Genomic DNA, 12,743 nt, shown 5'->3' with positions numbered 1-12,743 from the left:
GAATGATTACTGCAGAAAAAAAGAAAAAGAATAAGTTCTTACCTAATTTTGATAAACAATCAATTTATTCTTTGCGTTATGATGAAATGCAGCAATGGTTAATTGACCACGGACAACAAAAATTTAGAGCCAAACAAATTTTTGAATGGTTATATCAAAAACGAGTGGATAGTATTGATGAAATGACGAATCTTTCTAAAGAATTACGTCAAGTTTTAAAAGATAATTTTGCAATGACTACATTGACGACAGTAGTTAAGCAAGAAAGTAAAGATGGAACGATTAAATTTTTATTTGAATTGCAAGATGGTTACACGATCGAAACGGTATTGATGAGACATGAATACGGTAATTCAGTTTGTGTCACAACACAAGTAGGTTGTCGTATCGGTTGTACATTCTGTGCATCTACTTTAGGTGGTTTAAAGCGAAATCTAGAAGCGGGAGAAATAGTGTCTCAAGTACTCACAGTTCAAAAAGCTTTAGACGAAACGGATGAGCGTGTATCTCAAATCGTAATTATGGGTATCGGGGAACCATTTGAAAATTATGATGAGATGATGGATTTCTTAAGAATCGTTAATGATGATAATAGCTTAAATATTGGGGCTCGTCATATTACAGTGTCCACTTCCGGTATAATTCCTAGAATTTATGATTTCGCTGAAGAAGACATTCAAATTAATTTTGCAGTAAGTCTACATGGTGCTAAAGATGAAATTCGTTCTCGTTTGATGCCGATTAACCGTGCTTATAATGTTGAAAAATTAATGGAAGCGATTAAATATTATCAAGAACAAACAAATCGTCGTGTTACATTTGAATATGGTCTTTTCGGTGGCGTAAATGACCAACTTGAACATGCAAGAGACTTAGCACACTTAATTAAAAATCTAAACTGTCATGTAAATCTAATTCCAGTAAACCATGTACCTGAACGTAATTATGTTAAAACTCCTAAAGATGATATTTTTAAATTTGAAAAAGAATTAAAGAGATTAGGAATCAATGCTACAATAAGACGTGAACAAGGATCAGACATTGATGCAGCGTGTGGTCAATTAAGAGCAAAGGAACGACAAGTAGAAACGAGGTAAAGACATATGTTAAACGCACAATTTTTCACGGATACTGGGCAACATAGAGATAAAAATGAAGATGCTGGCGGTATTTTTTATAACCAAACTCAGCAGCAGCTGTTAGTTTTATGCGATGGTATGGGTGGTCATAAAGCCGGTGAAGTAGCAAGTCAATTCGTTACGTATGAACTTCAAAAACGTTTTGAAGATGAAAACCTCATTGAAATCCATCAAGCTGAATCATGGTTGCGTTCAAACATTAAAGATATTAACTTTCAATTGTATAACTACGCTCAAGAAAATCCAGATTATAATGGTATGGGTACAACTCTTGTGTGCGCAATTGTTTACGACAAGCAAGTTGTTGTAGCTAATGTTGGAGATTCTCGCGCTTATGTTATTAATCAGAGACAAATAGAGCAAATTACAAGTGATCATTCCTTTGTTAATCATCTTGTTATAACTGGTCAAATTACTAAAGAAGAAGCTTTTAATCATCCACAAAGAAATATCATTACTAAAGTTATGGGCACTGATAAACGCGTGTCACCTGATTTGTTTGTTAAAAGAATTAACTTTTATGACTTCTTATTGTTAAATACGGATGGCTTAACGGATTACGTTAGAGATTACGAAATTCAGGAGGAGCTCAATCAAGATGACACCATTGAAGCACATTGTGAACGTCTTATGCGTTTAGCGATGTCCCATGACTCCCAAGATAACGTTAGTTTCATACTGTCATCGATAGAAGGTGACAAAGTATGATAGGAAAGATGGTTAATGAACGCTACAAAGTTATAGATAAACTCGGTGGCGGAGGTATGAGTATTGTATATTTAGCAGAGGATACAATACTCAATCGTAAAGTCGCAATCAAAGCTATTTCAATTCCACCCCGTGAGAAGGAAGAAACCTTAAAACGTTTTGAACGAGAGGTACATAATTCATCTCAGCTTTCACATGAAAACATCGTAAGTATGATTGATGTAGATGAAGAAGACGAATGTTTCTATCTAATGATGGAATATATTGAAGGTCCAACATTAGCTGAATACATACATAGTCATGGCCCTTTAAGTGTAGAAACAGCTATAAAATTTACTGAGCAAATTTTAAGTGGTATTAAACATGCACATGACATGAGAATTGTGCATCGGGACATTAAACCACAAAATGTATTAATAGATAAAAACAAAACGTTGAAAATCTTTGATTTTGGTATAGCTAAAGCGTTAAGTGAAACATCCTTAACACAAACGAATCACGTGCTTGGAACAGTACAGTATCTTTCACCAGAACAGGCTAAAGGTGAATCAACTGATGAAGGTACAGATATTTACTCAATTGGTATTGTGCTATATGAAATGTTAGTGGGTGAACCTCCATTTAATGGGGAAACTGCAGTTAGTATTGCAATAAAACATATTCAAGATTCAATACCCAATATTACTACTGATAAACGCGAAGAAGTACCACAATCGTTAAGCAATGTTGTGTTACGCGCCACTGAAAAGGATAAACATAATCGTTATCATACTGTTCAAGAAATGTGTGATGACTTAACCAGTGCTCTACATGAGAACCGTGCGAACGAGGAAAAATATGAATTAGATAAAACTAAAACAGTTCCACTTACTAAAGATGAACTCAATAAAAAGATGAATAGTACGCATAACGATGATGATTTAAATAAAACAATGCAAATACCCATTGTAAATGAACCAGTACGTCAGCAAGAATTTCAATCGTTAGAGGGGCGCTATTCGCCACCACCTAAGAAGAAACACTCTAAGATGAAAATAATTGTCCTATCTCTAATATTCGCGTTGTTGTTAGCCGGATTAGTTGGATTTATTGGCATGGGCGTATTTGGCAGTAAGTATGAAGAAATGCCAGATTTATCAGGAAAAACTGAAAAAGAAGCAGAGCAAATATTAAAAGATCATCACTTGACCATGGGCGATATATCCAGGAAATACAGTGATAAATACCCTGAAAGTCAAATCATCAAGTCTGAACCAAATAGTGGTGAACGTGTAGAAGAGGGAGAAGCGATTGATATCATTCTTTCTAAGGGTCCTCAAAAAGTAAAAATGCCAAATCTTGTGGGACTGCCTAAAGACGAAGCTGTTAAGAAGCTAAAAGATTTAGGATTAAAAGATATTGATGTTGAACAAGCATATAGTCGCTCAGTAGACAAAGGTTTAATTTCCGAACAAAGTGTAGAAGCAAATAGTGAAGTCGCTCTAAATGATCATCATATAAAAATCTACGAGTCACTAGGTGTACGTCAAGTTTATGTGAGTGATTTTGAAAATAAATCTTATTCATCAGCTAAAAAAGAGCTGGAATCTAAAGGATTTAGAGTACAAGCCACTCAAGAAAATGATGACAAAGTTAAAAAAGGGAATATTATTTCTCAATCACCAAAAAATAAATCAGTAGATGAAGGCTCTGTCATTAATTTAACCGTTTCAAAAGGCAAGTCTGGTGAGGGCGATGACGACACCGACGATAGTGATGTGAAAACTACAACTGAAACAGTTAAGGTGCCTTACTCAGGAAGTAAAGGTAAGAGTCAAACAGTAGAAGTCTTTATCAGAGATAAAGACAACACTGGAAATTCAGCATCACAAACTTATAAAATTTCTAAGGATAAAACGATTAGCATACCTTTAAAAATTGAAAAAGGTAAAACAGCGGGATACACTGTACGTGTTGATAATAAAATTGTTGCCGATAAAGATGTTGGCTATGATGATTAATATAATTATATGAAATGAGAGTGGGACAGAAAATATAATTTGTCAAAATTATTTTCATCGTCCCACCTCGGCAAGGATGACTAGGATTGAAAGAAGCTTGATATAAGCGCACTTTCAATTCAGACATCTACTGCCAATATGTTGAATGAGGTTGAGACAATGAATTATGTCTCAGCCTCATTTTGCTTAGTTAGTTTTTTATTTTGTTTTCGTTTGTTCAATAGTTATTTGACTACCTGCTTTTGTTCCGAAGAGAAGAATCAGTAGTGACGTAACGAGTAACACGCTAAGTGATAGTGTCCAGTTATGTGTTAAATCGTGGAAAATTCCAAATAAGAATGGACCAATCGCAGCAAGTAAATAACCAATAGATTGTGCCATGCCTGACAATTTAGCCGCAGTTTGTCCACTTTCAGTACGAACAACGAATAATGTGTTAGCTAATCCAAATGCTAGACCACTTGCTACACCTATTAAGATGATGCCTAGCCATACATATTTGTAATTAACAAATATTAAACAAAGTACGCCTATCATAAAAAGAATGCTCGTTAATAAAGTTAATGGCACTTGTGATTTCATTTTTGTAGTAATAATAGGTGTGATGAAAGTTAAAGGTATAATAGCAATTTGTAATATTGATACATAGATACCTGAGGTTTGTATAGATATGCCGTGATCGGTTAGTAATTCTGGTAACCAATTAATAATTGTATAAAAGATAAGAGATTGTGCACCCATAAAAATTGTAACTCGCCAAGCTAATAGAGACTTCCAAATGTTGATTTGACTATGAACAGTGTTGGTAGCTCTAGGTGGTTGTTGCTTTAGTTGAAAAGTCCATATAATGATAGTAAATAAAGTAATCACAGACATTAGTCCTAATGCGATTGCATAGTTGAAATGTGAGGTTAATGGACTTATAACTGAAGAACTTAAACTTCCTACAACATTCATTACTACGGTATATAGCCCCGTCATAATACCAATATGAAGTGGGAACCGTGTTTTAACTATAGCTGGTGCTAATACATTACCGAACGCAATACCTATTCCAATAAGTGTTGTACCAATATATAGCCAACTTAGTCCAATTATTGACCGTAATAAGATACCTAAAAATATAAAGATTAAAGCTCCGAATATTGTTCGTTCTAAACCTAATGTATTGCCTATTTTAGAAGCAAAAAATGATACAATTCCAAATGCTATTAAAGGAACTACAGTCATTAAACTAAGTGCACTGTTAGTTGTATGTAATGTTTCTTTAATAGAAGGTAATGCCACGCCAACCGATGTAATGGGAGCACGTAAGTTAGCTGCTACCAACATAATTCCTACTACTAATAATAAATTAATGTGTCTATCTAATTTTTCATTAGGCATGACTATCCCTCCTTTTGACAGATGTTAAAATCGTATCACTTGCTTAGAGAAGTGACAAGATAATTTGATTAATTTAATTGAACTATATGCCATTAAGAAACTAGGTTAAACGTATTATATTTACAATGATTTTGATATACTATGAATAGTAAAATGAATCTAGAGAGGTGTCGATTTGAAGACTGGACGTATCGTTAAACTCATTAGTGGTGTCTATCAAGTAGATGTTGATGGTGTTCGATTTGACACCAAGCCACGAGGGTTGTTTAGAAAGAAAAAATTTTCTCCGGTAGTAGGAGATATCGTAGATTTTGAAGTTCAAAATGAACAAGAGGGCTATATTCATCATGTTCACGAAAGAGAAAATGAACTTAAGCGACCACCTGTCAGTAATATAGATGAGCTAGTTATTGTAATGAGTGCTGTTGAGCCTCAATTTTCAACTCAATTACTTGATCGTTTCTTAGTCATAGCACATTCTTATGATTTAGAACCTCGAATACTGATTACTAAGAAAGATTTAACTACAGAGGATGACCGTGAATACATTCAAGCTATGCTAAATGTATATCAAGAAATTGGATACCGTACACAGTTTATTGGTAAAGACGATAATAGAGTCGATATTGTCAATGAATGGAACAATGGTTTGATTGTTTTAAGCGGACAATCAGGTGTAGGTAAAACTACTTTTCTTAATCATTATCGCCCAGAGTTAAATTTAGAAACAAATGATATCTCGAAATCATTGAATAGAGGTAAGCATACGACTAGACATGTAGAATTATATGAGAGAACTTATGGTTATATTGCTGATACGCCAGGGTTTAGTGCACTCGACTTTGATCATATTGAAAAAGATGAACTTAAAAATTATTTTGTTGATATTAAGGATGCGGGACAAGAGTGTAAATTCAGAAATTGTAATCATATCAAAGAACCTAAATGCAACGTTAAACAGTTAGTTGATGAGGGAGAAATAGCTCAATTTAGATATGAGCATTATTTACAGTTATTTAATGAAATCTCTAATAGAAAGGTACGATATTAATGGTTAAGGTTTTACCTTCACTTTTATCAGTTGATTTTTTAAATTTAAAAGAAGAATTAGATCATTTAGAGAAAGCGAATGTTGATGGCTTACACTTCGATGTTATGGATGGGAAGTTTGTACCTAATATTTCTATAGGTATACCGCTTTTGGATGCAGTACGCAGTTATTCTAAATTACCAATTGATGTACATTTAATGATTGAACAGCCTGAAAACTATATACATTTATTTGCTGAGCATGGCGCAGATATGATTTCAGTTCACGTAGAAGCAACTCCACATATTCACCGTGCAATTGAAGAAATTAAATTACATAAGAAGAAAGCCGGAGTTGTCATCAATCCAGGCACGCCTGTAGAGTCTATTTTACCTGTGTTAAGTATTGTTGATTACGTTTTAGTTATGACTGTTAATCCAGGGTTTGGTGGACAATCATTTATTGATCAATGTATTAACAAAATTGAACAACTCAACCAAATTAAACATGAGAATAATCTTACATTCGATATTGAAGTTGATGGAGGCATAAATGATTCAACAAGTAAATATTGTGTTGAGCAAGGCGCAACAATGCTTGTTACAGGTTCTTATTTCTTTAAACAAGACGACTATGCAAAGGTCACAAATGCATTGAAAGGCTAATATATTATGAAAATTAATTTATTATGTTCGAATCGATTACTCCCCACTCATTTATTTATGATGGAACAACATTCACACTGGGCCGGTATTGATAGAGGTGCGCTTATACTTGTTGAAAATGGTATAGAGCCTGTATTTTCTGTAGGAGACTTTGACTCAGTCAATGAAGAGGAAAGACTTATATTAAAAGATCAATTAAATATTCATCCTGTAAAAGCTGAAAAAGATGATACTGATCTCGCACTTGGCGTGCAAAAGGCTGTAGAACAAGGATATTCGTCAATTACAATTTACGGAGCAACTGGCGGGAGATTAGATCATTTTATGGGAGTAATTCAAATTTTACAAAAGCCTGAATATTTAAAGTGTCATATCAATATTCAAATTATAGATGTGCAAAATGAAATTACTTTACTAAGTCAAGGTGAACATCAAGTTAACCAAGATAGTACCTATCCATACATTTCATTTATTCCATTAAACGATGAGGTAATCATATCATTAGAAGGATTTAAATATAATTTGAGTCACGAGCATTTAGAATCGGGTTCTACATTAACTATTTCAAATGAAGTTACAACAAATGTTGCTAAGGTGAATGTGGAAAAGGGAACTGTTTTACAAATGAGAAGTACTGATTAAAAATACAGCAATAAAAAAGACCTTAGAGGCCAATAGCCTTTAAGGTCTAAAAAATGTGCTCCTCCACATAAGGGCATTTTTAGTGCATTATATTTATTAAACTCTAGTAACTTTACCAGATTTTAAAGCACGTGCAGAAACCCAAACTTTTTTAGGTTTTCCGTCTACAAGGATTCTAACTTTTTGAAGGTTAGCGTTCCATCTGCGTTTGTTCGCATTTAAAGCGTGTGAACGATTATTACCAGTCGAAGCTTTACGACCTGTTACGTAACATTGTTTACCCATGAAAGTACCTCCTTTAATAAATATAAATACACATTACTACTTACATACTTTAATAAGATAACACATAAAGGGTAATTGAGCAATAAATATTTAATCTAATTAAAATTCGATACGCTACATATGCCATAATTATGGTATAATTGTAAGCTGTGGAGTTATATAGTATGATACTGTAAAGCAATAGTTGAAATTATACAATTGAATTAGATTTTAGGTAGAAAAATAACGAAATTGAAATGATTAGTAATTGTTATTTTTTACAATTGCTCTAATTTTTAGAAATTTTGAATTAAACAATTTAAAATAATAAGATAAAGCTTAAGCACCTTTAACATAAACCATGAGAATTCCAGGAGGAAACAAAAATGACATTAGAAATTTCAAATGATTATGGCAAAATTGATATTTCAAATGAAGTGATTGCATCTGTAGTAGGTGGTAAAGCCGTTGAAAGTTATGGCATAGTCGGTATGGCTTCTAGACAACAAGTAAGGGACGGTATTGCTGAGATTCTAGGACATGATAATTATGCTAAAGGCATCAAAGTAAGAGAAGAAAATGGCACGATTGATATAGATATGTATATTATTGTGAGTTATGGAGTGAAAATTTCTGAAGTAGCTAGTAACCTTCAATCCACAGTTAAATATACACTCGAAAAAACACTTAATGTTAAAGTCAATTCTATTAATATTTTCGTACAAGGTGTACGTGTAAACGATACAGGCAAAAAGGTTTAGGAGGACATCGTGAAATGATTAGCAAAATAAATGGTAAATTATTTGCCGATATGATTATACAAGGGGCTCAAAATTTATCAAATAATGCAGATTTAGTAGATTCTTTAAATGTTTATCCTGTACCAGATGGAGATACTGGGACGAATATGAATCTAACAATTACTTCTGGACGCGAGGAAGTAGAAAATAATCTATCTCAAAATATTGGTGAGTTAGGAAAGACGTTCTCTAAAGGATTACTTATGGGGGCACGTGGTAATTCGGGCGTTATTCTTTCTCAATTATTTAGAGGTTTTTGTAAAAACATCGAAAATAATGACGATATCAATGCACAACAACTAGCTGAGAGTTTTCAAGCAGGAGTGGAAACAGCATATAGAGCAGTAATGAAACCAGTTGAAGGAACAATTTTAACTGTCGCAAAAGATGCAGCTGCTGCATCAGTTGATAAAGCTCAAAGCACAGAAGATTGTATTGAACTTATGGAGCATACTATACAAGCTGCTAAGGAATCGTTAGACAATACACCTAACTTATTGTCAGTGCTTAAAGAAGTAGGTGTCGTTGACAGTGGTGGTAAGGGATTATTATGCGTATATGAAGGTTTTCTTAAAGGTCTAAAAGGAGAAAAAGTAGAAGCTCAAGCTCCTAAATTAGATACGGAATCACTTGTCAATGATGACCATGATTTTCACGGTGTAATCAATACTGAAGATATTGTTTATGGTTACTGTACAGAGATGATGGTTCGTTTTGGTAAAAATAAAAAACCATTTGAAGAGCAGGAATTTAGAAATGATATGAGTGAATTTGGTGACTCATTACTTGTAATAAATGATGATGAAATCGTAAAAGTTCATGTTCATACAGAACATCCTGGTGATGTATTTAATTATGGGCAACAGTATGGCGAATTAATTAAACTTAAAGTAGAAAATATGAGAGAGCAACATAGAGAGGTTATTCGCAAAGAACAAAGTGGACAAGAACAAAAAGGCAAAGTAGATCAACCTAAAACTGTGGAAACAGCCGTAATCACAATTTCCATGGGTGACGGTATTTCAGAATTGTTTGAATCTATGGGTGCAACTCACATCATTAGTGGCGGACAGACAATGAATCCTTCAACAGAGGATATTGTTAAAGTTATTGAGCAATCCGAATGTAAGCGAGCAATTATCTTACCTAATAACAAAAATATTTTAATGGCAAGTAAACAAGCAGCAAGTATCGTTGATGTTGATACTGTAGTGATTCCAACTAAATCGATACCTCAAGGTATTACTGCTTTATTCCAATATGATGAAGAGTTATCTCTTGAAGATAATAAAAATCATATGGAAACAGCACTTGAGGAAGTCCAATCAGGTTCAGTCACTTATGCAGTCCGTGATACTAAAATTGATGGTATCGAAATTAAAAAAGATGAATTTATGGGACTAGCAGAAGATAAAATTGTAACAAGCGATGCTGATCAATTAACAGCGGTGAAAGGTTTACTAGACAAATTACTTACTGACGATAGTGAAATTTTAACTATGATTAGTGGGGAAGAATCTAATCAAGATGTCACTGAACAACTAAGTGAATGGATTGAAGAAACATATCCAGGTGTGGAAGTTGAACATCATGAGGGTGGTCAACCTATTTATCAGTATTTCTTTGCAGTTGAATAGCAATTTCATATTTATTAAATATTTATTTAACAGTAATTTCTATTTTTTAACGAGATAGGAATTGCTGTTTCTTTATGACATGACAAATTTTGTTTTGGAAAACTAAGTTAAAAAAGTATAATAAGAATTTTCATATAATTCCCAATTTAGCTAATATTGTGCGTGTTTATAATTGAGATTAACCGCTTTATGTCAGGGTATGCGAATAGTGGATAAAATTTTTAGTAAAGGGGTATTCTTAATGATTTTTGAAACTATGGAGCAAAAAGACTATGAACAACTTGTCTTTTGTCAAGATGAAGTAACAGGGCTTAAGGCAATCATTTGTATCCATGATACTACATTGGGACCAGCATTAGGTGGATGTCGTGTTAGAAATGATTATGAATCTGAGGAAGAGGCCATTGAGGATGCAATGAATTTAGCACGTGGCATGACATATAAAAATGCTGCTGCTGGTTTAAACCTTGGTGGAGGAAAGACAGTAGTGATGGGCGCACCTGATAAACAGAATGAAGAAGCATTCTATAGAGCGTTAGGTCGTTATGTTAATACATTAAATGGTCGTTATTATACTGCAGAAGATGTTGGTACTTCTGAACATGAAATGAACTTAATATATAAAGAAACACCATATGTATGCGGAACTAGTAAATCATTTGGCTCAGCCGGTAACCCAAGTCCTATGACTGCCTATGGTATTTATATTGCATTGAAACGTACTGTAGCAGAAAAATTCGATGGAGATAAACTTGAAGGTAAAACAGTCGCTGTTCAAGGTGTCGGTCATGTATCATACGAGTTATGCCGTTTATTAAATGAAGATGGTGTAAAATTAATTGTTACAGATATTAATAAAGACAATGCACAACGAGCTGTTGATGATTTCGGTGCGGAGTTTGTTGAACCAGATGATATATTCTCTGTAGACGCAGATATCTTTGCACCTTGTGCATTGGGTGGTGTTTTAAATGATGATACGATTCCTCAATTAAAAGTAAAAGCAGTATGTGGTTCAGCTAACAATCAATTAAAAGATGAAGATAAACATAGTAAAATGTTAGAAGATAAAGGTATTCTATATGCACCAGATTACATTGTAAATAGTGGTGGTGTTATCAATACTGCTGATGAATTAAATGGCTATAATGAGGAAAGAGCTAAAGAAAGTATTGAAAGTATCGATCAAATATTAAAACACATCTTTGATATTTCAGATGAACATAATGAAACACCACTTGAAGCATCTCAACACTTTGCTGAAACTAGAATGAAGCAAATTTCTCATATTAAAGATATTAGAAAATAAAAGAATAGATTTAAAGTAAGTTTAGCGCGGCAATGATTAAAAGTTTAAAATCATTGTCGTGCTTTTTTATAAAATTTAATATAACGGATCAATACTATACGCTAATACGTTGTATTGAAATATAAGTGTTCTAGTTAAGTTAAAAAGATTATGACGAAAATTAATGATATAAACACTTTTTACAAAAAATATACACTATTCTAAATAAATATGTTATAGAATAAATGTATATTACATATAAAAGAGGTGTGAAATGGAAAAGATGATTCTCTTATCGATTCTAGTTACTTTATGTTTAGGTTTTATTTGTATTCGAAAATATACGGCTAAATCATCTAGTTTAAAGTATAAGCGAGTTATTTCGCTATTAGCTGTATTTGTTATTGTATTCTCAACATTAGGTCAAACGTTTAATACACATCAAGCACATGCAGCTAATGGATTACATAAAGAGAAAGCGACTTTAGTTAAAGTCATTGATGGCGACACAGTGAAATTAAATTACAAAGGTAAAGTTGCAACGTTTAGACTATTACTTATTGATACACCTGAAACGAAAGATCCTAGAAAACCAGTTCAAAAATATGGTCCAGAAGCAAGTGCATTTACTACAAACATGATGACAAAAGCGAAAAAAATTGAAGTAGAATTTGATAAAGGGCAAAGAACTGATAAATACGGAAGATTATTAGCATATGTGTATGCCGATGGGAAAATGGTTAACAATGCCGTTGTAAGACAAGGCCTTGCTAGAGTGAAATATGTTTATCCACCAAACAACACGTATGAACAATTAATTAGAACAAGTGAAGCTCAGGCTAAAGCTGAAAAGCTTAATATTTGGAGTGTATCCAATACTGTGAAAACTTCTCTAACTTCGACTAAGAAAAAACACACAGCAGTTAAACCAACTTCAACTAAACCGGCTACGATACATCATTATTCAAAAAAATCTAAGACACCTTCTAAAGCTAAAAGTACCTCTAAGAAAGAATATTTTAAAAACTGTACAGCTTTAAGAAAGAAATATCCTCACGGCGTTAAAAAGGGACATCCTGCTTATCGGGCTAAACTAGATCGAGATAAAGATAACTATGCTTGTGAAGTTAGATAATTAAAAAGAAAAATATTTCAAAGCTATTAGCATTTTTCAAAATGTTAGT

Annotated in this window: 12 protein-coding genes and 1 pseudogene; 11 read left to right on the top strand and 2 right to left on the bottom strand. The window is 33.2% G+C overall.

The annotated features are described in order from the left end of the window. The first annotated feature begins 2 nt into the window (after positions 1 to 2). Genes rlmN through pknB form a run of 3 tightly spaced genes read left to right on the top strand, consistent with a single transcriptional unit; the run spans position 3 to position 3,847 of the window. A complete protein-coding gene (gene rlmN / locus V6C74_RS07860) occupies positions 3 to 1,097 on the top strand; it encodes a 23S rRNA (adenine(2503)-C(2))-methyltransferase RlmN (RefSeq protein ID WP_002453049.1) in 1,095 nt (364 codons plus the stop codon). A 6-nt stretch (positions 1,098 to 1,103) separates the two neighbouring features. Next, positions 1,104 to 1,847, top strand: a complete 744-nt coding sequence (locus V6C74_RS07855; RefSeq protein ID WP_002453050.1) for a Stp1/IreP family PP2C-type Ser/Thr phosphatase — start codon at positions 1,104 to 1,106, stop codon at positions 1,845 to 1,847. Beyond that, positions 1,844 to 3,847, top strand: a complete 2,004-nt coding sequence (gene pknB / locus V6C74_RS07850; protein ID WP_016898741.1) for a Stk1 family PASTA domain-containing Ser/Thr kinase — start codon at positions 1,844 to 1,846, stop codon at positions 3,845 to 3,847. The genes V6C74_RS07855 and pknB overlap by 4 nt, the downstream gene beginning before the upstream one ends. A gap of 198 nt (positions 3,848 to 4,045) precedes the next feature. Here the strand turns inward: pknB and V6C74_RS07845 are convergent, their stop codons facing one another. Beyond that, positions 4,046 to 5,233: an MFS transporter gene (locus V6C74_RS07845; protein WP_016898740.1), complete on the bottom strand. Its 1,188-nt coding sequence runs from the start codon at positions 5,231 to 5,233 to the stop codon at positions 4,046 to 4,048. A 175-nt stretch (positions 5,234 to 5,408) separates the two neighbouring features. On the opposite strand from V6C74_RS07845, the gene rsgA reads away from it, so the two are divergent. From rsgA to V6C74_RS07830, 3 genes are read left to right on the top strand one after another with little or no spacing between them, the layout of a single operon-like run. Beyond that, positions 5,409 to 6,284 carry a ribosome small subunit-dependent GTPase A gene (rsgA, locus tag V6C74_RS07840; protein WP_002453053.1) on the top strand — a complete coding sequence of 292 codons (876 nt, stop codon included), beginning with the start codon at positions 5,409 to 5,411 and terminating at the stop codon, positions 6,282 to 6,284. Next, a complete protein-coding gene (gene rpe / locus V6C74_RS07835; RefSeq protein WP_002453054.1) occupies positions 6,284 to 6,928 on the top strand; it encodes a ribulose-phosphate 3-epimerase in 645 nt (214 codons plus the stop codon). Before rsgA ends, rpe begins: the two co-directional genes overlap by 1 nt. Before the next feature lie 6 nt (positions 6,929 to 6,934). Beyond that, a complete protein-coding gene (locus V6C74_RS07830) occupies positions 6,935 to 7,570 on the top strand; it encodes a thiamine diphosphokinase (protein WP_016898739.1) in 636 nt (211 codons plus the stop codon). A gap of 96 nt (positions 7,571 to 7,666) precedes the next feature. Here V6C74_RS07830 and rpmB read toward each other — a convergent pair whose 3' ends face one another. After that, complete coding sequence (gene rpmB, locus V6C74_RS07825) at positions 7,667 to 7,855, bottom strand: 50S ribosomal protein L28 (protein ID WP_002435210.1); 189 nt, start codon at positions 7,853 to 7,855, stop codon at positions 7,667 to 7,669. Positions 7,856 to 8,220: 365 nt separating this feature from the next. On the opposite strand from rpmB, the gene V6C74_RS07820 reads away from it, so the two are divergent. The 5 genes and pseudogenes from V6C74_RS07820 to V6C74_RS07800 all read left to right on the top strand — a co-directional run bounded on the left by V6C74_RS07820 (position 8,221) and on the right by V6C74_RS07800 (position 12,694). Continuing rightward, on the top strand, positions 8,221 to 8,595 hold the full coding sequence (locus V6C74_RS07820) for an Asp23/Gls24 family envelope stress response protein (protein ID WP_002453056.1): 375 nt from the start codon (positions 8,221 to 8,223) through the stop codon (positions 8,593 to 8,595). Between the two features lie 14 nt (positions 8,596 to 8,609). Further along, complete coding sequence (gene fakA / locus V6C74_RS07815) at positions 8,610 to 10,271, top strand: fatty acid kinase catalytic subunit FakA (protein WP_002453057.1); 1,662 nt, start codon at positions 8,610 to 8,612, stop codon at positions 10,269 to 10,271. A gap of 241 nt (positions 10,272 to 10,512) precedes the next feature. Beyond that, on the top strand, positions 10,513 to 11,580 hold the full coding sequence (locus tag V6C74_RS07810; protein ID WP_002453058.1) for a Glu/Leu/Phe/Val dehydrogenase: 1,068 nt from the start codon (positions 10,513 to 10,515) through the stop codon (positions 11,578 to 11,580). A 253-nt stretch (positions 11,581 to 11,833) separates the two neighbouring features. Further along, positions 11,834 to 12,427 (top strand): annotated as a pseudogene (locus tag V6C74_RS07805) (thermonuclease family protein); the annotation flags it as partial. Between the two features lie 12 nt (positions 12,428 to 12,439). Beyond that, the gene (locus tag V6C74_RS07800) at positions 12,440 to 12,694 is read left to right on the top strand and encodes an excalibur calcium-binding domain-containing protein (RefSeq protein ID WP_229716922.1); all 255 of its coding nucleotides are present in this window, start codon (positions 12,440 to 12,442) and stop codon (positions 12,692 to 12,694) included. Positions 12,695 to 12,743 lie beyond the last annotated feature (49 nt).

It is taken from the genome of Staphylococcus capitis subsp. capitis (assembly GCF_040739495.1).
GTDB lineage: Bacteria > Bacillota > Bacilli > Staphylococcales > Staphylococcaceae > Staphylococcus > Staphylococcus capitis.
This window is presented reverse-complemented; position numbering and strand designations above follow the sequence as displayed.